Source organism: Acetobacter oeni (assembly GCF_011516825.1).
In the GTDB taxonomy this organism is placed as follows: domain Bacteria; phylum Pseudomonadota; class Alphaproteobacteria; order Acetobacterales; family Acetobacteraceae; genus Acetobacter; species Acetobacter oeni.
On sequence record NZ_WOTA01000028.1, the window covers coordinates 1 to 24,728 of the forward strand.

The following is a 24,728-nucleotide window of genomic DNA, read 5'->3' on the forward strand; positions in this document are numbered from 1 at the left end:
TGCGCTCGGGTGATTTCAGTCCAGGCCATCTTGATCTCATCAGGTTATCGCAAACCCATGAATCATAACCCGCTGAAATCACTCAACTCATTTTCGGTCAGACACTCAGAGATTTCGGTCTTCTGCCCGGACCCGGCGTGGTGACCGGAAGTCTGAATACGCGTTCGGCGACGATCCTGCGCGAACTTGTGGAGCATTATCTGCAAACGGGTGATCCGGTGGGCAGTCGCACGCTTGCTCATCGGTTGCCGATGGGTCTGTCGCCGGCGACGGTTCGCAATGTGATGTCGGATCTGACGGAAGCGGGGCTGCTGTTTTCTCCTCACACCTCCGCCGGACGTCTTCCGACTGAAAAGGGACTGCGGCTGTTTGTCGATGGCATGCTCCAGTTCGGCAGTCTCAGCGAGGATGAGCGTGAGGCCATTTCCCGCTCTCTGGAAGCGCGGGGTCGCTCGCTCGAAGGCACGCTTGCCGAAGCCTCGACCATGCTGTCCGGGCTGTCGCAGGCCGCGAGTCTGGTTCTGGCTCCGAAGAGTGAAGGCACCATCAAGCATATCGAATTTGTTGGTCTGGGCGGTAATCGCGCGCTGGTGGTGCTGGTAGGGGCGGACGGTCAGGTTGAAAACCGGGTTATTGAAACGCCGGTTGGCATGCTGTCCTCGACGCTCAATGAAGCGGCCAATTATCTGAATGCGCGTCTGACCGGGCGCACGCTGCCTGAGCTGAGAACCCGGGTCGACGAGGAAATGGCGGCGGACCAGACACATCTCGATCAGCTTGCCACGGAAGTTGTTGCGAGCGGGCTGGCGACATGGAGTGATGAGGGGCGGGGTGGCACGCTGATTATCCGTGGTCAGGGCAATCTGCTGACGGATGTGACGGAAATCGAGCGTCTGTCGACGATTCAGATGTTGTTTGAGCGGCTGGAAAAGCAGGATGCGATGTTGCGCCTGCTTGAGCTCGCGGAAAACTCAGACGGGGTGCGGATCTTTATCGGCGCGGAGAGTGGTCTGTTCGGGGTTTCGGGGATGTCGATGGTGGTGGCACCGGCCCGGAATGAATCAAACCGGATCGTGGGGGCGCTCGGGGTGATCGGTCCGACACGGCTCAATTACGGGCGTATTATTCCGGTGCTCGATTATACCGCGCGTATTATCGGTCAGATGCTTGGGTAACGTCTGAGTGCTGTCAGGCTGCATTCTGATCGAAGGATTCCAGCAGGGCCTGCTGAATGTTTTCGAGATCGGAGAGCGTGGCGGCGATCGCGGCATTCATGGCGTTGAGATCCCGCATACGGGCCTGCACTTTTCGGAGCAGCAGCATTTTCTGGGCATGATGTTTGGGATCGGCATCGTAGAGATCGAGATAGTCTTTGATATCACGGAGATGAAATCCCAGCTGCTTGCCCCGAATGATCAGTCTTACGCGGGCACGGTCCCGGGTTGAGTAGACGCGTGTGGTTCCGTGGCGGGCGGGCGTGAGGAGTCCCTTGTCCTCATAAAATCTCAGTGAACGCGGGGTTATGTTCAGATCGCGCGCCAGTTCGGTGACGGAAAACGTCTGGTTGCCGGAAGTGTTTTCGTCAGAGGGCATATAGGGTTCCTTACCGGTGCGCCGGTCTGTTTCCGGGATCAGGGTCTGCTGTGGGTGTGTGGCCTGTCATCGATTTACGATAAATTCAGCATGTTCTCCCGGGTGTGTCAGCCCCGCCAGCTCCTTGCGCGCCGCATACCGGCCTGAGGCTGGTCGTGTGTCTTGCGGTCAGGTGGGTTTTCTTAAAAAATCACGAAGTTTCGCTCCTGTGTCGAAGCCTTCCGGATCAGGTGGTGGTCTTTTGAAGACTGCACTGGTCCGGACAACGGGATTGCCGTCGATCCGGCCGATACCCTGTACGAACACAGTATTTCGGGTGACGCGGAGCACGTCGGCGCGAAATTCGACCCATGCACCGATTGGGCCTGGCGCGAGAAAATCGACTGTGAGTGAGATGGTTGGCAGGATAGGGACCTGAAGATTATTTTCATACATTGCGGTCGTTGCCAGATAGCCGTCACAGATTGTGGCGAGCATGCCACCGTGACAGGTTCCCGCATGGTTGCAGTGTCTGGGCTCGATCCGGAAGCCGGCGACGAGCCGGTTGTCATCGTCCCTGATGCTGAATGAACCGATGAGGGAATCGAAGCCGGACTCACTGAGCACCGGCAAAGGCACGAAACCTTTCGGCAGAGGGGCCGCGGGCTCGTTCAGGTCCGTCGCGGACATACTATCGATCCTCGTCAGAACGGTGGCTGTCCGTGCTGTCCGGTCAGGCAGCACGGACACGGGAGGTGAATATATCAAAAGACTTCTTCGGGCAGGCTCATCATGGAGGCTTTCCCGGATTTAATTTTTAGCCAGAGTGCTGCTGTATCGGGAAGTATGCGATCGTAGAAGAACTGTGCCGAAGTGAGTTTGGCCGCATAAAAGGCTTTGTCGGGGCCTTCCGTATCTGCTTTCGATAAGGCGATTTTCGCGGTACGTGCCCACAGGTAAGCCTGTGCCACCAGACCAGTCAGGCGAAGGTAATCCGTTGCGGCCGCGGCTGCTTCTTCAGGGTCTGCCATGCCTTTCTGAGCGATCTGTCCGGTTGCGAGCTGAAGCGCGCCGAAGGCACGTTCCAGCTCTTCCGTCATCTTACCGAGAGCGGGATGGGTTTTGTGCTGCTCAATAAAACCGGCGACGGGATGGAACAGGCCGCGCAGGTTGCGTCCCATATGCGCGGGCAGCTTGCGCCCGACGAGGTCCAGGGCCTGGATTCCGTTTGTTCCTTCATAAATCATGGTAATACGGGAATCCCGCGCATACTGTTCGACGCCATGATCGACAATATAACCGTGCCCGCCATAGGTCTGCACGGCCAGGCTGGCGGCTTCGCTGCCGAGATCCGTGAACAGGGCTTTCACGACGGGTGTCATCAGCGCGACGAAGTCTTCGGCGTTTCGGCATTCTTCATTGTTCCTGCTGTGTTCGGCAATATCCAGTTCATTGGTCACCCATGTTCCCAGCGCCCGACAACCTTCGGCGATCACGCGCATGGTCATCAGCATCCGGCGCACATCCGGGTGAACGATGATGGGGTCGGCGGGCAGTTTCGGATACCGGGTGCCTGCGAGTGAGCGGCCCTGGAGGCGATCTTTCGCGTAGGCGACCGCGCTCTGACGGGAGACTTCGGCAATGCCAAGTCCCTGAATACCGACTCCCAGTCTCTCGCTGTTCATCATCGCGAACATGGCCTGCATGCCTTTGTGCGGCTGCCCCACCAGCCAGGCTTTCGCATCGTCAAAGCTGAGCTGGCAGGTTGCCGAGCCTTTGATGCCCATTTTATGTTCGAGCGCCGTGCAGACCACGCCGTTACGCGGTCCGACGCCTCCATCTGCGCGGGGCAGGAATTTCGGCACCAGGAACAGGCTGATTCCCCTGATCCCGGCGGGCGCATCCGGGAGGCGGGCGAGCACCATGTGGATGATGTTTTCCGTCAGGTCGTGTTCGCCGGCTGAAATGAAAATCTTTGATCCGGTCACGTTCCATGTGCCGTCTCCGGCTGGAACCGCGCGCGTGCGTACCAGTCCGAGATCCGTTCCGCACTGCGCTTCGGTGAGGCACATGCTTGCGGACCATGTGCCGGTGATCATTTTTGGCATGTACAAAGATTTCAGCTCTTCAGATCCGTATTTCCGAAGTGCTGTCATCGCGCCGTTCGTCAGGCCCGGGTAAAGTCCGAAGGACAGGTTGGTCGAGCAGATCATTTCCGAGATCAGCATGCCGATGCTTTCGGGGAGGCCCTGGCCGCCATAGTCCGGCGACCCGGTGACGGAAGCCCAGCCGGCTTCACAGAAGCCTGCGTAGGCTTCGCGAAAACCGGCTGGCGTGCGTACGACGCCGTTTTCGAGGTGGCAGCCTTCCCGGTCGCCGACAACATTCAGCGGCAGCAGCACTTCGGATACGAATTTTCCGGCTTCCTCCAGCACGGTTTCCATGGTTTCCGCATCGATTTCTGAAAAGGCTTCAAGTTTCGTAATGCGTGTAAAATCATGCAATTCGGTGAGGACAAATTTCATGTCGCGGAGCGGTGGCGTGTAGGTCTGCATTTCTGTCTCCCCTTCGTTCAGTTTCTGAGGGGTTTGCCGGTTTCGAGCATGTGTTCGATCCGGTCGAGAGTTGGGATGGTGTGGATCAGACGCATGAAGGATCTGCTTTCGAGATCCATCATCTGCTGCTCGCTGACGTTTTCCGTCACGTCGTGGCTGCCGCCGGTCAGGACCGAGGCAAGTTCTCCGGAGACGATGCGATCGTGAGGGGTAGCCGTGCCCTGTCGGACCATACCGTCCACCGCCATGGTGAAGGCGGTGTATCCGGCTTCTCCGGGCACGTGGAATTCGGGCTGCTCCGGCGCCACGTAGCCTTCGATCATTGTCAGGGCACGGGTTTTTGCGTCAGCCAGAACGCGGTCACGATTCATCGTGATTCCGTCGGTCTTTCTCAGAATATGCATCCGCCGTGCTTCGGCGGCGGATTTTGAGACGCGGGCCATTGCGATCATTTCGAAGACTTCGCGGGTGGCGGGCATTGGTCCCCGGGGCGTGCGCGGGTCGGCCCGGAGGCGCAGCAGCATCTCACCGCAGCCGCCCCAGCCGGGGATCAGCCCGACACCACATTCGACGAGGCCGGTATAGAGTTCGGCGTGTGCCTGGATCGCGTCCGAATGCAGGATCAGCTCGCACCCGCCGCCCAGCGCCAGGCCTGCCGGTGCGGCGACGACCGGGAAGGGCGCGTATTTCAGGGCCTTGAGGACTTTCTGACCTTTGAGCACCAGTTTGAGTGTTTCGCTCCAGGCGGCCATGTTGACAGCGAAAAGTGCGAGGCCGATATTGGCGCCGGCGGAAAAATTGTCGGCATCCGTATAGAGCACCAGGGCTTTGAAATGATCTTTCACATGCGTGATGGCATTTTCGAGGATGGTCAGGACGTTCTCATCGAACGTGTTCATTTTTGTGGTGATTTCAAAGCAGGCTATGCCGTCGCCAATATCCCACAACGCGCCTGATTTACCGGAGAGAACCGGTTTGCCACGTTTACGGATGTCGTCCAGCAGCAGGATACCTTCTGCACGGGGAACGGGTTTGTAAGTGCCGGCGGGGGTAAGTTCATGCGGGACGTTATCCCGCTCCTCATAAAATCGGCCGGTTCCGACTCTGGCGACCAGCGGCGGGACCGGAATATCGAGGGATTGCAGGAGGGTTGCGAAACGGGCTGGCCCGATCTGGTCGATCAGAGCGAAAGGCCCTTTCTTCCAGTTGAACCCACGCTCCATTGCTTTGTCGATGCCGGCAATGTCATCTGAAATTTCGGGCACAAGCGAGGCGGCGTAAGCGAGTGTTTCGCCCATCACCTGGCGGGCGCAGGCACCGAGCCGGTCGTCCGAAGTCATGAGGTCTTCAGCGCGTTTCAGATGGGGTGGCAGGATGAAACGTTCGGAAAGCACATACTCGCCTGTCAACAGGTTAACAGACTCCTTTATTTTCTCGCTGCCTTTTCGATTCAGGCGATAGAATCCGCCTTTTCCTTTCCGGCCGGTATAGCCGGTTTCGATCATTCTGCCGATGAGCGGGATGTCATCCGCGAAATCACGATAGCGATCGTTTGCGGGCAGGGTGGCTTTCATGCTCGCATTGATATGCGGAATGAGATCCACGCCGACCAGGTCGATCAGTCCGAAGATGCCGGTTTTCGGGATTCCGAAGGGTCGGCCGATGACGGCATCCACCTGTTCTATGGTGAGACCGGAATCGATTGCTGTTTTTACGGCGACCAGCATCCAGAATGTGCCGATGCGATTGGCGATGAAGCCCGGTGTGTCCTTTGCTTTTACGACGGTCTTTCCAAGAACACAGTCACAGAACGTGGTCAGTTTCGTGACGTGGGTGGGATCGGTTTCCGGCGCGCTCACGATTTCCAGCAGGCGCATATAGCGGGGAGGGTTAAAAAAATGCGTGACCAGGAAATCTTTTTTAAAAGCCTCCGGCATGCCTTCCGTCAGCGTGTGGAGGGGAATTGTGGAGGTGTTGGAACTGACCGGGGTGCCGGGATGCCGCACGGCATCAAGTTTTTTATAAAGGGCCTGTTTGAGATCCGGGCGTTCGATGATCGCTTCGAGAATCCAGTCGCAGCCGGCGACATCCGCGAGATGGTCTTCGATGTTGCCGGGGGTGATCAGTTTCGCCGTGGCGGGGTCCATGAAGGGGGACGGATCGGTTTTCAGCATCCGTTCGATCGCGGTTTTTGCCAGGCTGCTGCGATCCCCGCCTTCCGCGCGGTCAAGCAACAGAACCGGCACGCCGGCACTGGCGATATGAGCTGCGATGCCGGCTCCCATCACGCCGGCGCCGATGACGCAGACGCGGGAGAGTATGCGGTTTTCCTCTGAAGCCGGGATGGGTTTTACGGACTGGCTCATCAGATCCGCTCCATAATCGTGGCGATGCCCTGGCCGCCGCCAATACATTGTGTTGCGAGTGCGTAGCGGGCGTTTTCGCGTTTCAGAATCTGTGCCGCCTTGCCGACGATCCGCGCTCCGGTGGCGCCCAGGGGGTGTCCGAGCGCAATGGCGCCCCCGTCGATATTCAGTGTGTCATCGCGCAGTCCGAGTTCGCGGATACAGGCCAGGGACTGGGAGGCAAAGGCTTCGTTGAGTTCGACGACATCCAGGTCACCGATATTGATCCCGGCGCGGCTCAGTGCTTTTCGGGTGGCCTGCACGGGACCGATGCCCATGATTTCCGGTTCGCAGCCGGACACCGCGATTGAGCGGATACGGGCCATTTTCGCAAGTCCGTTACGGTCAGCGTAATTTTCCGAACAGACGAGAACGGCGGCGGCACCATCCGTCAGCGGTGAGGAAGTGCCGGCGGTAACGGTGCCTGCCGTGTCGAAAGCCGGTTTGAGTCCGGCGAGGCCTTCTGCCGTGGTTTCCGGGCGCGGGCAGCCATCTTTTGTGATGGCGCCATCGGGTGTCAGGATTGCTGTGATTTCGTCGGCGAGTCGTCCGGCGCTGACCGCGTCCCGTGTACGGGTCTGGCTGCGAAGTGCGAACTGTTCCTGCTGTTCCCGACTGATTTCGTATTTTTTCGCGACGTTTTCAGCCGTGAGTCCCATATCCATATAGACGCCGGGACGTTTTCGCGAAAGCGATGGGTTGGGCATGGGGTTAAAGCCGCCCATCGGCACACGGGTCATGCTTTCGACACCGGCGCAGATAAAGGCCTCGCCGGCGCCCAGCGCGACAGAGCCTGCCGCGATGTGGACGGACTGCATGGATGATCCGCAAAAGCGGTTGACCGTCACTCCGCCGACGGAAAGGGGCAGTTCTGCCAGGATGCTGACGATGCGGCCGATGTTGAGGCCCTGTTCGCCTTCGGGGAAGGCGCAGCCGAGGATCAGATCCTCGATATCGGCCGGAGAGACGCCGGTGCGTTCAATCAGTGCCCGGACGACCTGGGCCGCGAGATCGTCCGGTCGGGTTCGCACCAGGGTTCCTTTGCGCGCCGGCTGGAATGGCGACCTCACATATCCTGCAATGACCACTGAATTCATGAGAAAACTCCTCCGGGTCCGTTTGCCATCCCGCTTTCTGTTATTCTTGTGTGGATGACGTATGCGGAAACCAATGCATTCATAACATGAATGATACTCATGCAAAGATATTTTCTTTGGTACGCACGATTCCTTGATTTTCGGCTTTATGCTCAAGAGAGCGTGAACGGAAAAGGGCGGTTGACCGTGAGATTTTCTTGCGCACGGCTTTTTTTCTGTGCTTAGAATGTAACGTTAACGTCACCCAAAAGAAGGTGATCACCGGCAGGCCGGGCTTTTATGGAAGTCCGGCGCCGGGAAGGAAAAAACAATGAAACATTTTCCGCATGCCACGGCGCTTGGTACCGCGGCGACACTGGTTTTTTTCGCGCCCTGCGCGGCTTTTGCGTCCGGAATAGAACTGAGGGAAACCGACGCGACATCGGTTGCCAGCGCCTATGTTGGCGGGGTCAGCCGGGCAACCGATGCTTCAACCGTGCTGCTCAATCCTGCCGGTATGTCGCTGCTTGAATACAGTGAAATTGAGGGCAACGCTTTTTATATTGGTCCGTCCGCTCAGTTTTCCGGTCAGAACTATCTGGCGCCCAATGTCAGAACCACGGGCACGAACGGCAATAAGGATGTGAGTCCGAGCGCGACCGGGTCGGGTTACGGGGTCTGGAAAATCAGTGATCGCTGGGCGGTTGGTTATGCCGCCACGACGCCATGGGGAATCCGGATGAATTATCCGGAGAACTGGACCGGGCGGTATCAGAGTCTTGTGACATCCATCACGGGTTATGAACTGGATCTTGCGGTTTCCTGGAAGGTGACATCCCGGCTTTCGATTGGTGTTGGTCCGCGCTTTGGTTTTCTTCAGGGCCGTTTTACGGAGACGGCAAATCTGGGCGCGCTGAATGCTTATGGTCCCACCAATGCGAGTCTGGCCGGTAATGGTTTCGGTTTCGGCTATTCTGCCGGAGCGATTTACCGGGTGGATGACGATACGCAGATTGGCGTTACCTATCGTTCGCGCATGTCGTTTCCGATTGCAACCAAACTGAAATTTGCGCCGCCGCTTTCGCTGGAAGCCGCTCAGCCGCAGGTCAATGGTCTTCTCGCCGCCGAGAGCGGCCATTCGAAAATGCAGGTGACGCTTCCGGATTCCGTATCTTTCGGCTTTACAAGGAAGCTTTCAAAACGCTGGACTCTGATGATGCAGGGTGAGTGGACCCACTGGTCGTTATTGCAGGGGCTCAATGCCGTTTCGGATCATAACGGACTGGACACATCGATCCCCGTGGGCTGGCATAATTCCTGGTTTGGCGGTGTGAGTGCCGCTTATCGCGTTCTGCCGAACGTAACGCTCCATAGCGGGTTCAGCTACGATCAGTCTCCGTCTGATGCGGAAAGCCGTTTCAGCCGGGCGCCTGATTCCAGCCGTTATACGATCGGTTTTGGCGCGGAATATTCACCGATCCGTCAACTGACGATGGAACTTTCTTTCGCTCATCTGTTTTTCGCTTCGGCACCCATCAACAGTTCTTCCTCGGCGACGGCGGGACAGCTGGTCGGCGAATACAGCAATCATGCAAATGTCGTCGGCTTCGGGGTCAGAACTCATTTCTGATGTTGTTGCCCGGGGAGTTTCGATATGGATAGTTTTACGGAACAGGGTTTTACTGCCATGCCGTTACCGGACAGTCCCGTTCAGACGTTATCCGGCCTTCTGACCCGGGCGGCGACACAGAAACCCGATGCGGTGGCGATCGATTTTCTGGGACGGCGAACGAACTACCGGGATCTGTTTCATGCGGCGGAGCATGCGGCGGCCGGTCTGCAGGCTGCCGGGATGAAAAAGGGAGACCGGATTGGTTTGTGTCTTCCGAACATACCTTATTCTGTCATCATGTTTTTTGCGGCGCAGAAAATCGGCGTGATTGTCGTTAATATCAATCCGCTCTACGTTGAACACGAGATCCATCAGGTTCTGCTGACATCGGGCGTTTCTGTTCTTGTGGTGACAGATCTGGCCGTGATTGCCAGGCCGGCCATAGCCGCGACCCGTGAATGTCCGATTCATCATATTATTGTTTGCCCTTTTACGGAGGCGCTGCCCTGGGGGAAGTCCTTTCTCTTCCGGGCTTTCAAGTCGTCTGAACTGGTGCGCTTCGGGCATGATTCCCGGCTGATTACTTTTCATGATCTTATCGTAATCCGTGCTTTGCCGGTGCCGGTTGTCATTGATCCGCTGCATGATGTCGCGGTCCTTCAGTTTACGGGAGGGACGAGCGGAACACCTAAGGCGGCCATGCTGACCCATGGCAATCTGCTGGCTAATCTCGGGCAGATCAGCGAACGGATTGGCGAGGCGCTGGCTGGTCCGCAGGTTATTCTGGGCGTGTTGCCGCTGTTTCATGTGTTTGCGATGATGACGGTCATGCTTCTGGCGACAGACCGGATGGGCACGATGGTTCTGCTGCCCCGGTTCGATGCGCAGACCACGCTCGACACCATTCTTCGCACGAAAGTAACGGTGTTTCCGGCCGTACCGACTATTCTGACGGCGTTGCTGCGGCAGAAGACGATCCGGCCCGGGAGCTTTCAGCACATGACGGCTGTTATATCGGGAGGAGCGCCGCTGCCGGTGACGTTGCGTAAACAGTTCGAGGAAGCGGCGCATTGTCCGGTTATTGAAGGGTATGGTCTGAGCGAGACGTCTCCGGTTATTACCTTCAATCCGCTCGGTGCGTCGCGTGATGGCTCCTGTGGTCTGCCGGTTGCGGGGACGGAGTTGCAGATCCGGGAGATTTCACCGCCGCACGCACTGTTATCCACGGGGCAGTCGGGAGAGGTATGGGTGCGGGGGCCTCAGGTGATGCCGGGTTACTGGGCCGGGCAGGATTGTGACAATCCGTTTTCAGAAGACGGATTTTTGCGAACGGGGGATGTCGGGTATCTTGATGAGGATGGTTATCTTTATCTGGTTGATCGTCTGAAGGATATTATTATCTGTGGCGGGTACAATGTTTATCCGCATGTGATCGAGGAAGCTCTTTACCGGCATCCGGCTGTTCTTGAAGTGCTTGTGATCGGGGTTCCTGACGATTACAGGGGACAGGCTCCGAAGGCTTTTGTGGTGCTGAAGGACGGGATGCGGGCAACGGAGCGGGAACTTCTCGATCATGTCGGTCAGTTCGTTTCTAAAATCGAGCGGCCTCGTGAGATTGTTTTCAGGGAGACCTTGCCGAAAACGCTGATTGGCAAGCTTTCACGCAAGGATCTTATCGCCCGGGAAAGCCTTTACAGTAATGTTGCACCCATGCCGGAAAGAGCGGTGGGTTAAGCGGATATGTTTGCGTTACATGTTGTTTTTCTCAGGGCTTTGCCCTGAAACCCACCAAAGGCCGGGGGCCTCTGGTCCCTGCCGGGTGCGGGCAGAGTCCGGGTCAGATGGCTTTGAAGGGGCCGCCCTCGTTTTCAGAAGCGGGCGGGATTGTTCATGGCCTGCCGAAGCATGTGAATGGGTGAGGCACGATAAGATGCCAGTGTGCGTCCTGATCCGCCGGCGGTAGTCGGCCGCGAAGGGGGCGGGTTGTAGCCGTGGACGCCGGGATGAATGGTGCTTTCGGAGGAGGAGGGCTGCGCCGCGCCGCCGCCGCCGCTGCTTTTGGCGCCGGACATGGCTCTGGCGCTCGCCAGGGCGCCGGCCTGGGTGGAGTAGGCGACGACGGGCTGAGGGCCATGTGCGAATGGCGTGCTGTGCCCGGAGGGGCGGGATGCGGAAGTGCCGCCGTGCCCTGTAAATCCGTCAGCGGGGGCAGCCCAGGATTCCAGCACTTTCCACTGATAGGCTGTTCCGATATCGGGGGTGAAGGAGTGGTAGGCTGCCGCCGCGCGTGGCCAGCTTCCTGTCCGTCCGAACAGATCCACGAGGAAACGCGCGGCAAATCGCGCATTGGTCATCGGATCGAATGCTGCTTCCAGCGAGGGGAAGGCATCGGCGTGCTGCTGGAGATTGACCTGAAGGCAGCCGACATCGATCGACCGGATTCCCCGGCTCTGAAAGTCCCGAACCGCCTCGATGGCCTGCTGTTTCGTGTCGTACACATACCCTTTGCCCTGTGCATTGACGGTCCATGGCCATGCCACAAGCTCGCCGTCGGGCAGGTGTCGTCCGCTTTCGACGCGGCCCATGGCGACGAGGAACTGGTCGGGGATATGGGTACTGTGTTCGGCTGCCAGCGCGGCCTGGGTGCAGAGGCCAGTGTCACCCGGAGACAGGAAGCCGCGCTGTAATGGGAAGGGACTGACGGGGGCTGCGGGCAGGGCCGGGGAGGCCGGGGATGCGGCCGCCGTTCCGGCGGGGGCGGTGGCCGCATCCGGCATGGCAATGAGTGGAAACGCGGAGGCGCGCGATACGACCGGACAGGCCGCCACCATGAACAGAAAGGAAAGAACGCGACGCATTGGGGACGCATTATGACCCGATTCAGTTAATCAGGCGTTATGCGGTCTGATCCGGGCGTCGTGCTCCGGAGCGACGGGAAGGCCGGCCCCGGTTTATCGGGCAAACCGGGCGGCCGGCGCAGGCCGGATTTCAGGGGGCTGAGAGATCCGGCCTGATGAGTCTGACGCGAAGGGTGAAAAACGCTGTCAGATCAGCTTTTCAAGACCGCTCATATACGGGCGCAGAACCGGTGGGACCGTTACGCTACCGTCTTCGTTCTGCCAGTTTTCCATCACCGCGATGAGCGTGCGCCCCACAGCCAGTCCGGACCCGTTGAGCGTGTGAACGAAAACCGGCGAGCCACCACCCTGGGGGCGGTAACGTGCGTTCATCCGTCGTGCCTGGAAGTCCCGGGTGTTGGAGCAGGAGGAGATTTCCCGCCATGCCTGCTGGCCTGGCAGCCAGGCTTCCAGATCGAACGTCCGCGAGGCACCGAAGCCTGTGTCGCCGGCGCAGAGGGCCATCCGGCGGAACGGAATTTCGAGCAGTTCCAGCACGCGCTCGGCGCAGGCTGTCATCCGCTCGTGCTCGGCTTCGCTGTCTTCCGGCGCGACGACCGACACCATTTCGACTTTTTCAAACTGATGCTGGCGCAGCATTCCGCGCACATCGCGTCCGGCGGACCCGGCTTCGGACCGGAAACACAGGGACAGGGCCGTCATGCGGACGGGCAGCCGGGCTTCGTCCAGGATGTCGCCCATGACGGAGGCTGTCAGCGGGACTTCCGCCGTTGGCACCAGCCAGAAGCCTTCCCGGGTGCAGAAAGACTGGTCGGCGAACTTTGGCAGTTTGTCCGTGCCGTACATCGCCGGTTCGCTGACCAGAACCGGGACCTGCGTTTCAGTGTAGCCATGGTCGTTGACATGCATATCAAGCATGAACTGGCCCAGCGCCCGCTCAAGCCGGGCGATCCCGCCGCGCAGCAGCACGAATCGTGCGCCGGACAGTTTCGATGCGGTGGCGAAATCCATCTGTGGCTGGCCGTTTTGCGTCATCGCCTCGCCGAGCTCGAAATGCTGCTTCGGGGTGAAGGCGAAATTCCGTGGTGTGCCGCGCTCGTGGACCACGATGTTCGCTGTTTCATCCGTGCCGGGCGGAACGGCCGGATCGAGCCGGTTGGGGATGACCGCCAGGGCCGCCCTGACTTCGGTATCGAGCGCCTGGGCTTTCGCGTCGAGCTGCTCCATCTCCTCGCGCAGGGTGCGGGCTTCGGCTTCCTGCGCCGCGCTGTCGCCTTTCTGACGTTTGATCGCGCCGATCTCTTTCGCCAGCGCGTTCCGGCGGGTCTGGCGCTGCTGCGTCGCTGTCTGTGCTGCCCGGCGTTCCTCGTCGAGCGCCAGGACAGAGGCTGCCACGGGCGCAAGTCCGCGGCGGGCCAGGTCGGCGTCAAAACCGTCGGGGTCTGCGCGGAGGGCGCGGATATCGTGCATCAGGGGGCCTCTTTATCGTCTGTCCCGGGAAGGGGTTTCGGCTCGACAAGGCGCGCCGATATAATGGAAATTTCGTAAAGGATGATCAGCGGAACAGCCAGTCCGGTCTGTGTGATCACGTCTGGCGGGGTCAGGATGGCCGCCGCCACGAAGGCGCCGACGATCGCATAACGCCGCATTTTTTTCAGCTGTGCCGAGGTGACGATGCCGACTTTGGCCAGCAGGGTCAGGACCACCGGCAGTTCGAACGCGATCCCGAAGGCCATGATGAGTTTCATGACCAGCGCCAGATATTCCGACACCTTGGCCTGAAGCTGGATCTGCAGCCCGTCATCTCCGCCGGAGGTCTGGAAGGAGAGAAAGAACCGCCAGGCGACGGGAAAGATGAAATAATAGGCCAGCGCCGCGCCGAGCAGGAACAGGATCGGGGTGGCGATCAGGAACGGAGCGAAGGCGCGTTTCTCCGAGCGGTAAAGTCCGGGCGCGATGAAGATCCAGGCCTGCATGGCGATGACCGGGAACGACAGGAAGGCCGCGCCGAAGATCGCCACCTTGATATAGGTGAAGAACGCTTCGTACAGCGCCGTATAGATCAGATGCGGCTGCTCGCCCTTCTGGCGCATGATGTCGCCGAGAGGTTTAGCCAGAAACAGGTAGATATCGCCCGCATAATGGTAGCAGAGGGCGAAGCAGAGGGCGAAGCTTACGGCGGACCAGATCAGGCGGCGGCGCAGTTCGACCAGATGGTCGAGCAGCGGCATGGGCTCGTCCTGGATAGTATCGTCTTTCAGGACGCGTCCTCCTTTATCTTTGTCATCACGCCTGCTTTTCCGGTGCCGGAGCGTCAAACGGTGCGATACGCCGCTCTCCGTGCAGGACCCGGACGGGGGGGAGGAACGCGGGTGTTCGCATCATATGCTCGCGGCCCATGACGATACGCCGCGCGACGGAGGGGGGGATGCAGGCCGGGGCTTCGGACGCGCCGGCGTCCGGAAAGGAATAGTCCCGAACCGGGATATGCGGCAGGAAATCGTCCGGCGCGGACTGACCGGGGGGCGGCAGAACATGAGGGGGCTGCGTCGTGTCGCCGTGGGACGGGAGCGCCGCCGTCTGCCCGGATGTGCCGGAAAGTGAGGGCGGCCGGGCGATCGGATCGTCCAGCGAGCGCCGGAGGCGACCGTCCTCGTCGATCGTGCGCATGATTTTTCCGCGCACGTCCAGGCTGCGCAGGCTCCGGACGTGATCGCGGACCTCGCCGAGATCGGCCTCCCGCACCATTTCATCCACATGGGACTGGAACTCGCCGGCCAGTCCGCGCATTTTGCGGACGGCCTTCGCGACGGTACGGATTGCGACCGGCATATCCTTCGGGCCGATGACCAGAAGGGCGACCACCCCGATCAGCGCAAATTCCGACCAGGCAAAATCAAACATCGTTCCCGCCGGTTCCGGCATTGCCTCGCGACCCGGACAGGAGACCGGGCGCCGCGGTCAGGCGCATGCACACATCATATCGCAGCAGAACCGGCAGGATTGCCGGAGCCGGGAAGAGACCTATCATGACCTGTTCCGGCGGCAAACCGGGTGACGTGACGGTCTTACGCGCCGGCATCGGGCTGACCGGTGATCTCGTCCGGCGACGGCTCTTCGTCTGACGGCATGTCGGGGTCTGTGTCGCTGTCCGGTGTTTCCTCATCGGGTGGCGTTTTCCGCAGCAGCAGATCGCTGGTGCCGCTGGCAGGGGCGATTTTCGGAGAGGTTGGCATATCGCCGAGCAGTTCCTCGCGGCGCGGCAGATCGTTGAGACTTTGAAGCCCGAAAAATCGCAGAAAATCAGGAGTTGTTCCCCACAGGACCGGGCGGCCCGGCACTTCCTTGCGGCCACGGGGCGCGATGAGCGATTCTCCGATCAGCGTATCCAGCGCGTTCTGACCGACACTGACGCCGCGAATTTCCTCGATTTCCGCCCGTGTGCAGGGCTGGTGATAGGCGATGATCGCCAGGGTTTCCATTGTCGCACGCTGGAGGCGACGTGGTTTCGGGAGCACTCGTGTCAGCAGCGGGGCGAGATCGGGGGCAGTGCGAAACTGCCAGCCACCGGCGACCTCGACCGGGCCGACGCCCCGGCCCTCATACCGGGCGACCAGGGCGGTCAGAACCGCCCGCACGCAGGCGCCGAGGTCATCCACCGAATCCGGGATCAGCTCGCGTCCTTCCAGCACGGACAGAATCGTGCGGGGGCTGACCGGCTCGGTGCTGGCGAAGATCAGGGCCTCGACCAGACGCACCGCCTGTTCGGACGGCGGGTCTGGTTCCGGTGCCGGGATGTCTTCGGAGAGAGGCTCCGTGATCGTTATGATCTCTTCCGCCAGATCGTCTTCCGGGGTGAAATCAGGGCTGGTCTCCGGCGGGGCGATATCGATGATCTCTGTCTCCGGGGCTTCCGGCAGCGCTTCTGTTTCGCTCATGCGGCGGTCTCCGGTTCCGCGTCTGTCTTTTCGGTTTCAGCGTTCTGCGGTCTGAGCATGATCCGACCGAATGCCTCGTCCTGTTTCAGCTCCAGCATTCCGCTTTTTGCCAGTTCCAGCCCTGCGATCAGCGTTCCCGCCATGGCTGCCCGGCGCACCTGGATGCCTTCTTTCTCATCGGCCGGCACGGGCAGGTCGGGCATGAACGCATCCAGCGAACTCCAGCCCGGCGGCGTGTCTCCGAGCAGGCGTTTCAGGCGGCTCAGCGCATCCTGCACGGTCCAGAACCGGATTGTCCGGGGTGTATAGATACGGTGGCGCACTGTTCGCCGGATGGCGGCCATATAGGCCCGCATCAGCTGCGGTACATCCAGCGCCAGTCCCGAGCGGTCGATTTCCACAAGCGACTCGCTTTCGCCGCGTGCGAAGATGTCCCGTCCGAGCTGGGGGCGCCCGGCCAGCCAGGCGGCGGCGGCATTGATCCGGGCCAGTTCTTCCAGCCGCGCGGCGAGAAGTTCCGCTGCGTCTTCGGCGTCCTCGTCCGGGCCTTCCTCGGGCGGGAGGAGCAGGCGTGATTTCAGCCAGGCGAGCCAGGCTGCCATGACCAGCCAGTCCGCCGCCAGTTCAAGCCGGATCGAGCGGGCGGATTCCACGACGGCCAGGTACTGTTCGACGAGTTGCAGGATTGAAATCCGCGCCAGGTCGACTTTCTGCGCGCGGGCCAGATCCAGCAGCAGATCCAGCGGCCCATCGAACCCGTCCAGATGCAGAAGCGGAGACCGTAGGGCCGTTTCCTGGCCGGAGGTTATGGCTCCGGGCGTTTCCGCTACGGGTGTACTGTCCGGCATTTCAGGGACGGAGCGGGTTGCAGGCATGTCCGTGGTCACGAATTTTCACGCAGAAGGCCTGGGTGGCGGCGACGCTGTCGAAGCCACGCATCCGCAGCCGGTAGAAAATGGCGTTGCTATGCACGACTTTTTCGACCAGCGGGGCGTGTCCGGCAAACAGATCCGGTGAAATGGCTTTGATCCGGTCCCATTCCTTGTACGCTGAAGCCTCGGAATCCACGGCGGCCAGCTGGACTCCGTAAGGGCCGGTTGCCGTGGGGACCGGTGCCTCAGACGCGGCAGCGGCGGCTGGTGCCGTGTTTTTCGCGGACGGAACCGGCGGGGGCAAGGCCGCGTCTCCGGCGGGCGGGGTGGTTTCGGAGGCCGGGGGCAGGGCTGCCGGCCTGTCCTTTGCGGTGTCTGAGCCGGGTGCTTCGTCGGCGGGCGTGTTCGCGGGAGCGGCCGGCTTTCCGTCTCCGGTCGTGGCCGCCGGGGGCGTGTTCTCATCCCCGGTGCCGGTTTCCCCGGCGTCTTCCTTAGCCTTGCCGCCATAACGTGCCGCCAGTGCGGCCGGATCGGGCTGTTCGGGGCCGGGTGCCAGATGCGCAGCGCCTGCCGGGACATCGGCGGGTGCCATCGCGCCGTCCAGTTCCATGCCGCCCGGATTGGCTGGTTTATCCCGGACGGGTTCCGCCGGCGGTCCGATCACGGGGATGCCGCTCTGGTGATGACCGAGCAGGGTCCATCCGCCGATGCCAAGCACCAGCAGCGCCCCGAGGCCGAATGCGCCGCAGGTCAGCCGTCTGGTCATCGGATCTGCGGGCAGGAGAGTGCCGGGTTCCCACCATTTACGGCCCGTTGCGCGGCGTGGCGGCGGTGTGTCGTCGTAATCAGCGCTCATCCGCTCGCGCGCGCGGTTCAGCCGGTCTTCATGCGGGTCGGGCGGTGTGTCGTCACGCTCTGTCATCGCATTTCCTCCACGGGTTCCACGCCCATGACGGCCAGACCTGATCGCAGGGTTATTGCCGTGGCCGCCACCAGCGCCACGCGTGCCAGCGTGGCTTCCGGTGCGTCCGGCTGGAGGAATCGCAGGGTCGCGTCATCCCGGCCCCGGTTCCACAGCGCATGGAAATCGGCGGCGAGATCGCCAAGGCTGAAGGCGATCCGGTGCGGCTCCCGTGCCAGGGCCGCGCTTTCCACTGTACGTGGCCAGCCTGCGATGCGCCGCAGCAGCGCCAGTTCCACGTCGGCTGTCAGATCGGAGAGCACGGCCCTGCTGAGCGCGACGGGTGTGACGGCTTCCGCGCCGAGCATCTCTTCCGCTGCCCGCAGCACGGAGCGGCATCGCGCGTGGGCATACTGCACGTAGAACACGGGATTATCCCGCGTCTGGGCCACGACCGCATCGAGGTCGAACTCCATCTGCGCGTCGCTCTTGCGGGTGAGCATCGTGAAGCGCACCGCGTCGCGGCCGACTTCGTTCAGCAGATCCCGCAGCGTCACGAAGGTTCCGGCCCGTTTCGACATTTTCACCGGCTGCCCGTCGCGCACGATATGCACGATCTGACACAGCACCACTTCAAGCGGCACCTGGCTGTTCGTCAGCGCCCTTACGGCGGCTTTCATGCGGCTGACATAGCCGCCGTGATCCGCGCCCAGCACGTCGATCAGCACCTTTTCGCCGCGCTCCACCTTGTTCAGGTGATAACCGATATCGTTGGCGAAATAGGTGTTTGATCCGTCCGACTTGCGCAGCGGGCGGTCCACGTCGTCTCCGAATTCCGTGGATCTGAACAGGGTCTGGGGCCGGGCTTCCCAGTCGTCCGGCAGTTTGCCTTTCGGCGGTTCCAGCACGCCTTCGTAGAGCAGGCCTTTGCTTTCCAGCTCGCCGATGGCCCGGTCCGTTACGCCGTCAGCCAGCACCTTTGCCTCGGAGGTGAAGACGCCGTGCGACACGCCCAGTGAGGCGAGATCCTCGCGGATTCCTTCCATCATCCGGGCCACCGCGAACTCGCGGACCAGGGTGAACCAGCGATTCGGTATTGCGGGGCGTGCGTCGTCTTCGGCCAGTGTTGTACCGTGCGCCTCGGCCAGGGCCTGTCCGATCGGGATCAGATAGTCGCCTTTATATTGCAGCCCGCCGGGCACCAACGCGTCGAACTCATCTTCGGTCAGCGACGTTCCGATGGCCTGGAGGTAACGCCAGTAGGTGGCCCAGGCGAGGGCCGCCACCTGCGCGCCGGCGTCGTTGATATAGAACTCTCTGGTGATGTCGTATCCGGCCTTCTGCATGAGACTGGCCAGTGCATCGCCCACCACGGCGCCCCGGCAATGTCCGACATGGATCGGTCCGGTGGGGTTGCAGGACACATATTCGACGTTGACGCGCGTGCCGGCGCCGAGCTTCGAATCGCCATAGGCCTCGGCCGCGCCCAGCACGGCGGGGATGACGCTCTGGAACACCGCCGGATCGAAGGTGATATTCACAAAGCCGGGACCGGCGGCTTCGGCCCGTGTGATACCGGGGGTTTCCCGCAGGCCGGTTGCCAGGTCCGCCGCGATGTCGGCCGGCTTCCGCCGGGCCGGTTTTGCCGCCAGCAGGGCCGCGTTTGTTGCCATGTCTCCATGCGCCGGATCGCGTGTTGGCGTCAGTTCCACACGGGCCAGAACCTCGTCCCCGATCTCCGGCACCACACGGCGCAGAACGTCCACGACATGTGCGCGGTAGCGTTGGAACAGACAGTCAGACATACGTGCGGGCTCCCCCTTTTCCCGGTGGCCGCGTTAATCGGTGCGGCACGGCGGATGCCGTCATACCGCGCAATGCCGCGAAACGCGACGGGTCTTCGGAATCTTCTGTGGCGGGTGGATGCTGCGTGTGGGGGTTCCGGGGGCGCTCGGGTTCCGCCGGGCCGGTCGTGCGGGCGTCCGGTTGCGGCCTGTTCCGGTGGCTGGAGGTAGTGCTGCCGGTCGGATTGCCCTCAGCGGAGATGATCCTGAGTCCCCGAAGATATGTCCCCGCGCCTGTGTCGTTCCTGAGTGCTTCGTGTGCATGGCTGTCCGGGGGGGGTCGGTGATGGGATTGCTGAGGTGACGCTGGTGCGTCAATGCGTAATCAGCCCGATCTGTATCCCGGGCAGGCCGTGGTTTTATCTGGTCCGGACATTTTGTGACGGAGACAGATACTTTTTACGGGCCACCCAATACTGGCGTTGGTATTTTTCCATGGAAATTATTAATGAGTCACACTTCCCGATGGACCATCGCGGATGCTCTCAAGATTAATGAGAGCGATCCTACTACAACGATGCCTCTTATCTCAACGGACTTCCCGACGATGGATGAGTCGGTCATGATATGGGATACGGGCGCGCTTCGAAATATTCATGGTGAGACAGTCACATTTAAGGGATGGCACGTTATCTGGTCTCTGGCGGTCGACAAAATCGATCTGACCAATGCCAGCATCGTTGAGGAATGGGACACACGCAATAACCGGGCCTATATCGGGTTCTGGTTCTCGAAAACCGGTAATGGCGCTGACTGGCAGTGGGGCGGGCGTCTGCTGCAGACCAGCGCGGATCTTCGGCCGCACGAGTGGTCCGGAAGTCTTGTCATGCGTGAGGACACGGCAAACTGTGTCGATATGTTCTACACGTCCGAAGCGGATGCGCCTGTAAACCAGTCTGTTCCGTCTGTCTCGACAGGGCATATTTTCGCTGATGAAACAGGCGTCTGGTTTGAAGGTTTCAGCACATCAACTGAAATGTTCTCTGCCGATGGTATTCATGAGGCTAATTCGGATGAGGACGAATACTTCGATTTCCGCGATCCGCATGTTTTCATGAATCCGGAAGATGGTCGTGTCTACGCGGTGTATGAGGGCAATGTTCCTGGAATGCGCGGTGATTTTACGATTGGTAGCAAGGAGCAGGGCCTGATTCCTCCCGGCTTCGAGGTCGGAGCGGGCGCGGAATATGGCGCGGCGGCAATCGGCATCGCAGTTCTGGATGACGGTGCTTATGAAGCTGGTGATTTTTCGAAATCACGCTGGACACAGCTTGAGCCGCTGGTAACGGCGCTTGGCGTGAACGATCAGACGGAGCGGCCCCATGTCGTGTTCAGGGACGGCCGGGTTTATCTGTTTACGATCAGTCATGCCTCGACTTATTCCGGCGGTCTCGTCGGCCCGGATGGTGTGTACGGCTTTGTCAGTGATGACGGCCTGTTCGGTCCCTACCGGCCACTGAATTCATCCGGTCTTGTTCTCGGAAATAACCAGACGCAGCCTCTCGCGACCTACAGTCATTTCGTTGATCCGGAGGGATATGTTCAGTCTTTCATCAATTACATTCCCGATCCGACGGCAGCTGATCCGAGCGCCTACCGGATTGGTGCGACACTGGCGCCAACTGTTCGGATTGCACTTGAAGGAGACAGGACATTTCTGTCCGATGTCTGGAATTACGGAGAGATTTTCGCTCAGGGCGCATGGCCGGTTGATCCCGCGCCTGACAAACGCCCGATCGTCTCAGAGTCTGATTCGAAAATTATTGAGTAATAAATGATAATGCCCGACATGAGCATAGTCGGGCGGTTTATAATATCCATCAGGTCTGGTGGATGCGTAACGGGTTCCGGGAGCGTCTTTTGTTCTGCCTATGAGGTGGGGCGGACGTTCCCGGAAACTGACATGAACGAAATCATGAGCGTGGTTCTGTAATTGTGGCGAGCAGGTGTGCTTAGCGCCTGCTGCTCGAAGACATAAACGCGGTAATGGTATGGACCTGCGCGAAATCGAAGGGTGTGAAGCCATGCCCGGCGCCTGAGTAATTGACTGCCAATCAGTAAGGAGCATGGAAAGTGGCAGGATTTCGGGGTTTGTTGCGGGCAGGAAGGTGAAAGGACGCAAGTGGCACATCCGCCACCTGCTGTTCCCCTGGCTTTGGCGCATCTTCATTGGTAGTGGTTATGCGAGTGGCAAATTCCGCGCCATCATGGCAAATGGATGACCGGAATCATCAAGCGTTCGGTCAATGCGCTCGCGTCTGTAACGTTCGGACAGATCCTTGAAATCAGCTGGTTTTTCTGATTCACGGATGGCTCAAGCGGCCCTATGTGAGCCTTCGCCCGGATGTACAGGATACAGCGCCGCGCGAGACTTGTTGTTACAAAGGTTTCGCGGCGGCGCTTTCCATCTACTATCTTACGGCCCGATGAGGCCGCTGTCCTGTGGGCCTTGAGGGGTGTCGCATCAATCCATCAGACGCTTCGACCGTCCGGCCTGTGCCGTCAGCGCCATGAAGATCCGGTCGAAAACACCCAGGCGGCGCCGGCGGATGAAGCGATTGTATAAGGTCTTGTGCGGACCATACGCTTTCGGTGCGGCTTTCCACTGAAGACCGTTGCGGATCACGTAAACGATCCCGCTCAGAACACGGCAGTCATCCACGCGAGGCACGCCATGTGCCAAAGGGAAATACGGTTCAATTCGTGCCATCTGGCTTTCAGACAGCAAAAACAACTCACTCACGGGCTCACCCTCCATCGGTAAACCGGTGAACCACAGCGTAATGCTCAGTTCAATGAATTAACAGGTCCTGAGCTCAGGTTTCAAAGCCCGTTAATTCATTGTAAGACGCAAATATATTGACACGTTCCATTATATATCTTGGGCTTTCATGCCTTTGCCGTATCCGGCTTCTCACCCCGGCACATTCCGCTCCAGCTCATCCACCCAGACCCGTGCATTCCCGTCCGAAGGTGCCCGCCAGTCCCCCCGAGGCGACAGGGCGCCACCAGCCACAACCTTCACCCCGTTCGGCATCGCCGAGCGCTTGAACTGGCTCGTCGTAAAGAACCGCCGCAGAAATACCCCGAGCCAGCGCCGGATCACCAGCAGATCATACGCCCGCCGGTCCGCCTCCGGAAAACCGGGCGGCCAGGCGCCCGCTGCCGCATCCCGCCATGCCGCTTCGGCCAGAAACGCAATCTTCGAGGGCCGGAATCCGTAGCGCAGCACATAAAACAACGCAAAATCATGCAGCGCGTAAGGACCGATCGTGGCTTCCGTGCTCTGCACCGCCCCGTCCGCGCCAGCCGGTACCAGCTCAGGTGAAATCTCCGTCGCCAGAATGGCCCGCAAAATCGCGCCGGCCTCATCGTCAAAGCGACCGGACGCAATGAACCAGCGAATCAGATGCTGGATCAGCGTCTTTGGCAGTCCTGCATTCACATTGTAATGCGCCATCTGGTCACCCACTCCGTAGGTGCACCACCCCAGAGCCAGTTCCGACAGATCGCCCGTGCCCAGCACGATACCGCCACGCTGATTGGCCAGCCGGAACAGAAAATCCGTTCGCAGCCCTGCCTGCACATTCTCGAACGTAATATCGTAAACCGCCTCACCCTTAGTGAAAGGATGTCCGATCTCCTCCAGCATAAGCCGGGCTGCCGGACGGATATCGATCTCTTCCGCCGCCACCCCCAGCGCTTTCATCAGAACGTGCGCATTGCGCAGCGTCTCCTTGCTGGTCCCGAAGCCGGGCATCGTAAACGCCAGCACCACATCCCGCCCGAGCCCGAGTTCATCCGCTGTCCGCACCGCGATCAGCAGCGCCTGCGTCGAATCCAGCCCCCCCGACACGCCAACGACCATCTTCCCGGCGCCACTCGCCGCCATCCGTTGTTTTAGTGCTGAAACCTGAATCGTGCAGGCCTCATAGCAATCCTGCTCCAGCCGCGCTGCATCAGCCGGCACGAACGGAAACCGCGCCACATCCCGCAATAGCCCCAGATCGCGACCCGGCGGATAAAACCGCCGCGTGATCCGCCGCCATGAAGACGCATCGACCGCTGCCGCCGACTGCTCAAACGATGTCATCCGCATCCGTTCCTGCCGCAGCAGATCCAGATCGATATCCGCCATCACATGCCTCGCGCCCTTGGGGAAGCGCTCGCTTTCCGCCAGCTTACGGCCATTCTCGAAGATCGAGACCTGACCGTCCCAGGCCACGTCGGTCGTCGATTCACCTTCGCCTGCCGCCGCATAAAGATAAGCCGCATGACACCGCGAAGACTGCGACAGACACAGCATGTCCCGCTCTTCTGCCTTGCCGACGGTGATGTCGCTGGCCGACAGGTTGGCAATCACCGTTGCCCCGGCGAGGCTCGCCAGGGTGGAGGGGGGCAGGGGAACCCACACATCCTCGCAGATCTCTACACCCAGCCGGAAACCGGGAATGTCCTGTGCCTCGAACAGCAGATCGGTTCCGAACGGCACCTCGGTTCCCGCTACCCGGATCATCTCGCCCCGCAGCCCGGCCCCGGCAGAGAACTGCCGCGCCTCATAAAACTCCCTGTAGTTCGGCAGGTAAGATTTCGGTACGACCCCGAGGATTTCGCCGCGATGGATCGCGATTGCACAGTTATAAAGTGCATTGCCATGCCGCAGCGGCGCTCCCACCAGCGCCAGGGGAAGCAATGTTCCCGTCGCCTCCGCCACGGTTGCCACCGCCTGCTCCACCGCGTCGAGCAGCACATCCTGCTGACGGAGATCGTCAATCGCGTACCCCGACAGCCCCAGCTCCGGAAAAACCGCCAGCACCGCGCCCTCTTCCGAACAGGCCTTCAGAGAGTCGATTATCCGCAGCGCATTGGTCTGCGGATCGGCCAGCGAAACCGGCAGCGTACAGGCCGCTACCCGGGCAAAGCCATGACGGTACAGGGAGCGGAAATCCCGCATAAACACCTCGCGCGCCGGAGAAAAAATACAATGCCTGACAGAGGGCGGTCAGCTGCCGGCTATTTTCTTACTTCTATATCCCTCGCTGGTCCCCACACAAAACCTGGCGTTCCTCCCCGGCGCTTTGTCCCTGCCCTGTAT

19 protein-coding genes and 2 pseudogenes are annotated in these 24,728 nt (G+C 60.4%); 5 read left to right on the forward strand and 16 right to left on the reverse strand.

The features are described from left to right. The first annotated feature begins 140 nt into the window (after window positions 1-140). Window positions 141-1,175 (forward strand): heat-inducible transcriptional repressor HrcA, encoded by a 1,035-nt coding sequence (gene hrcA / locus GOB90_RS14920; RefSeq protein WP_264813031.1) that lies wholly within the window; start codon window positions 141-143, stop codon window positions 1,173-1,175. Between the two features lie 13 nt (window positions 1,176-1,188). Here hrcA and GOB90_RS14925 read toward each other — a convergent pair whose 3' ends face one another. The 5 genes from GOB90_RS14925 to GOB90_RS14945 form a co-directional block, all read right to left on the reverse strand. After that, on the reverse strand, window positions 1,189-1,593 hold the full coding sequence (locus GOB90_RS14925) for a MerR family transcriptional regulator (RefSeq protein WP_146889234.1): 405 nt from the start codon (window positions 1,591-1,593) through the stop codon (window positions 1,189-1,191). Window positions 1,594-1,761: 168 nt separating this feature from the next. Further along, complete coding sequence (locus GOB90_RS14930) at window positions 1,762-2,262, reverse strand: PaaI family thioesterase (RefSeq protein WP_146889231.1); 501 nt, start codon at window positions 2,260-2,262, stop codon at window positions 1,762-1,764. A gap of 74 nt (window positions 2,263-2,336) precedes the next feature. Further along, window positions 2,337-4,127, reverse strand: coding sequence for an acyl-CoA dehydrogenase C-terminal domain-containing protein (locus GOB90_RS14935; protein ID WP_146889228.1), 1,791 nt, complete (start codon window positions 4,125-4,127; stop codon window positions 2,337-2,339). 17 nt (window positions 4,128-4,144) lie between these two features. Next, window positions 4,145-6,493 (reverse strand): 3-hydroxyacyl-CoA dehydrogenase/enoyl-CoA hydratase family protein, encoded by a 2,349-nt coding sequence (locus tag GOB90_RS14940; RefSeq protein ID WP_146889225.1) that lies wholly within the window; start codon window positions 6,491-6,493, stop codon window positions 4,145-4,147. After that, entirely contained in the window at window positions 6,493-7,629 is a 1,137-nt protein-coding gene (locus GOB90_RS14945; protein ID WP_146889222.1) for a thiolase family protein, read from the reverse strand. The genes GOB90_RS14940 and GOB90_RS14945 overlap by 1 nt, the downstream gene beginning before the upstream one ends. A 310-nt stretch (window positions 7,630-7,939) precedes the next feature. Here GOB90_RS14945 and GOB90_RS14950 point away from each other — a divergent pair, with 310 nt between their 5' ends. Together GOB90_RS14950 and GOB90_RS14955 are read left to right on the forward strand one after the other, a co-directional pair. Continuing rightward, complete coding sequence (locus GOB90_RS14950; protein ID WP_146889219.1) at window positions 7,940-9,238, forward strand: OmpP1/FadL family transporter; 1,299 nt, start codon at window positions 7,940-7,942, stop codon at window positions 9,236-9,238. 24 nt (window positions 9,239-9,262) lie between these two features. Then, window positions 9,263-10,954, forward strand: a complete 1,692-nt coding sequence (locus GOB90_RS14955; protein WP_242012077.1) for a long-chain-fatty-acid--CoA ligase — start codon at window positions 9,263-9,265, stop codon at window positions 10,952-10,954. Window positions 10,955-11,088: 134 nt separating this feature from the next. Here the strand turns inward: GOB90_RS14955 and GOB90_RS14960 are convergent, their stop codons facing one another. The 9 genes from GOB90_RS14960 to argS all read right to left on the reverse strand — a co-directional run bounded on the left by GOB90_RS14960 (window position 11,089) and on the right by argS (window position 19,594). Then, window positions 11,089-12,078, reverse strand: coding sequence for a transglycosylase SLT domain-containing protein (locus GOB90_RS14960; RefSeq protein ID WP_146889214.1), 990 nt, complete (start codon window positions 12,076-12,078; stop codon window positions 11,089-11,091). Window positions 12,079-12,264: 186 nt separating this feature from the next. Continuing rightward, window positions 12,265-13,548 (reverse strand): serine--tRNA ligase, encoded by a 1,284-nt coding sequence (serS, locus tag GOB90_RS14965; protein WP_146889211.1) that lies wholly within the window; start codon window positions 13,546-13,548, stop codon window positions 12,265-12,267. Further along, window positions 13,548-14,309 carry a twin-arginine translocase subunit TatC gene (gene tatC / locus GOB90_RS14970; protein ID WP_146889208.1) on the reverse strand — a complete coding sequence of 254 codons (762 nt, stop codon included), beginning with the start codon at window positions 14,307-14,309 and terminating at the stop codon, window positions 13,548-13,550. Before tatC ends, serS begins: the two co-directional genes overlap by 1 nt. Before the next feature lie 55 nt (window positions 14,310-14,364). Beyond that, entirely contained in the window at window positions 14,365-14,982 is a 618-nt protein-coding gene (gene tatB / locus GOB90_RS14975; protein ID WP_146889205.1) for a Sec-independent protein translocase protein TatB, read from the reverse strand. After that, window positions 14,975-15,109, reverse strand: a complete 135-nt coding sequence (locus tag GOB90_RS19570; protein ID WP_260175990.1) for a hypothetical protein — start codon at window positions 15,107-15,109, stop codon at window positions 14,975-14,977. The genes tatB and GOB90_RS19570 overlap by 8 nt, the downstream gene beginning before the upstream one ends. 37 nt (window positions 15,110-15,146) lie before the next feature. Further along, window positions 15,147-16,016, reverse strand: coding sequence for an SMC-Scp complex subunit ScpB (scpB, locus tag GOB90_RS14980; protein ID WP_146889202.1), 870 nt, complete (start codon window positions 16,014-16,016; stop codon window positions 15,147-15,149). Then, on the reverse strand, window positions 16,013-16,891 hold the full coding sequence (locus GOB90_RS14985; protein WP_146889237.1) for a segregation and condensation protein A: 879 nt from the start codon (window positions 16,889-16,891) through the stop codon (window positions 16,013-16,015). Before GOB90_RS14985 ends, scpB begins: the two co-directional genes overlap by 4 nt. Next, a complete protein-coding gene (locus tag GOB90_RS14990) occupies window positions 16,866-17,810 on the reverse strand; it encodes an SPOR domain-containing protein (RefSeq protein ID WP_146889199.1) in 945 nt (314 codons plus the stop codon). Before GOB90_RS14990 ends, GOB90_RS14985 begins: the two co-directional genes overlap by 26 nt. Then, entirely contained in the window at window positions 17,807-19,594 is a 1,788-nt protein-coding gene (argS, locus tag GOB90_RS14995; RefSeq protein WP_146889196.1) for an arginine--tRNA ligase, read from the reverse strand. The genes GOB90_RS14990 and argS overlap by 4 nt, the downstream gene beginning before the upstream one ends. Window positions 19,595-20,081: 487 nt before the next feature. Here argS and GOB90_RS15000 point away from each other — a divergent pair, with 487 nt between their 5' ends. Together GOB90_RS15000 and GOB90_RS19290 are read left to right on the forward strand one after the other, a co-directional pair. Beyond that, window positions 20,082-21,404: a glycoside hydrolase family 68 protein gene (locus tag GOB90_RS15000; protein WP_146889193.1), complete on the forward strand. Its 1,323-nt coding sequence runs from the start codon at window positions 20,082-20,084 to the stop codon at window positions 21,402-21,404. A 220-nt stretch (window positions 21,405-21,624) separates the two neighbouring features. Next, window positions 21,625-21,849: pseudogene (locus tag GOB90_RS19290) on the forward strand (IS5/IS1182 family transposase); the annotation flags it as partial. A gap of 199 nt (window positions 21,850-22,048) precedes the next feature. Here GOB90_RS19290 and GOB90_RS15010 read toward each other — a convergent pair. Together GOB90_RS15010 and GOB90_RS15015 are read right to left on the reverse strand one after the other, a co-directional pair. Beyond that, window positions 22,049-22,376: pseudogene (locus tag GOB90_RS15010) on the reverse strand (transposase); the annotation flags it as partial. Window positions 22,377-22,547: 171 nt separating this feature from the next. Continuing rightward, window positions 22,548-24,587 carry an NAD(+) synthase gene (locus GOB90_RS15015; RefSeq protein WP_146889187.1) on the reverse strand — a complete coding sequence of 680 codons (2,040 nt, stop codon included), beginning with the start codon at window positions 24,585-24,587 and terminating at the stop codon, window positions 22,548-22,550. Between the last annotated feature and the right edge of the window lie 141 nt (window positions 24,588-24,728).

Bases quoted from the DNA above. Each gene is read 5' to 3' on its own strand.
- GOB90_RS14925 (WP_146889234.1), bottom strand. From the start codon at position 1,593: ATGCCCTCTGACGAAAACACTTCCGGCAACCAGACGTTTTCCGTCACC.
- GOB90_RS14930 (WP_146889231.1), bottom strand. From the start codon at position 2,262: ATGTCCGCGACGGACCTGAACGAGCCCGCGGCCCCTCTGCCGAAAGGT.
- GOB90_RS14935 (WP_146889228.1), bottom strand. From the start codon at position 4,127: ATGCAGACCTACACGCCACCGCTCCGCGACATGAAATTTGTCCTCACC.
- GOB90_RS14940 (WP_146889225.1), bottom strand. From the start codon at position 6,493: ATGAGCCAGTCCGTAAAACCCATCCCGGCTTCAGAGGAAAACCGCATA.
- GOB90_RS14945 (WP_146889222.1), bottom strand. From the start codon at position 7,629: ATGAATTCAGTGGTCATTGCAGGATATGTGAGGTCGCCATTCCAGCCG.
- GOB90_RS14950 (WP_146889219.1), top strand. From the start codon at position 7,940: ATGAAACATTTTCCGCATGCCACGGCGCTTGGTACCGCGGCGACACTG.
- GOB90_RS14955 (WP_242012077.1), top strand. From the start codon at position 9,263: ATGGATAGTTTTACGGAACAGGGTTTTACTGCCATGCCGTTACCGGAC.
- GOB90_RS14960 (WP_146889214.1), bottom strand. From the start codon at position 12,078: ATGCGTCGCGTTCTTTCCTTTCTGTTCATGGTGGCGGCCTGTCCGGTC.
- serS (WP_146889211.1), bottom strand. From the start codon at position 13,548: ATGCACGATATCCGCGCCCTCCGCGCAGACCCCGACGGTTTTGACGCC.
- tatC (WP_146889208.1), bottom strand. From the start codon at position 14,309: ATGCCGCTGCTCGACCATCTGGTCGAACTGCGCCGCCGCCTGATCTGG.
- tatB (WP_146889205.1), bottom strand. From the start codon at position 14,982: ATGTTTGATTTTGCCTGGTCGGAATTTGCGCTGATCGGGGTGGTCGCC.
- GOB90_RS19570 (WP_260175990.1), bottom strand. From the start codon at position 15,109: ATGATAGGTCTCTTCCCGGCTCCGGCAATCCTGCCGGTTCTGCTGCGA.
- scpB (WP_146889202.1), bottom strand. From the start codon at position 16,016: ATGAGCGAAACAGAAGCGCTGCCGGAAGCCCCGGAGACAGAGATCATC.
- GOB90_RS14985 (WP_146889237.1), bottom strand. From the start codon at position 16,891: ATGCCTGCAACCCGCTCCGTCCCTGAAATGCCGGACAGTACACCCGTA.
- GOB90_RS14990 (WP_146889199.1), bottom strand. From the start codon at position 17,810: ATGACAGAGCGTGACGACACACCGCCCGACCCGCATGAAGACCGGCTG.
- argS (WP_146889196.1), bottom strand. From the start codon at position 19,594: ATGTCTGACTGTCTGTTCCAACGCTACCGCGCACATGTCGTGGACGTT.
- GOB90_RS15000 (WP_146889193.1), top strand. From the start codon at position 20,082: ATGAGTCACACTTCCCGATGGACCATCGCGGATGCTCTCAAGATTAAT.
- GOB90_RS15015 (WP_146889187.1), bottom strand. From the start codon at position 24,587: ATGCGGGATTTCCGCTCCCTGTACCGTCATGGCTTTGCCCGGGTAGCG.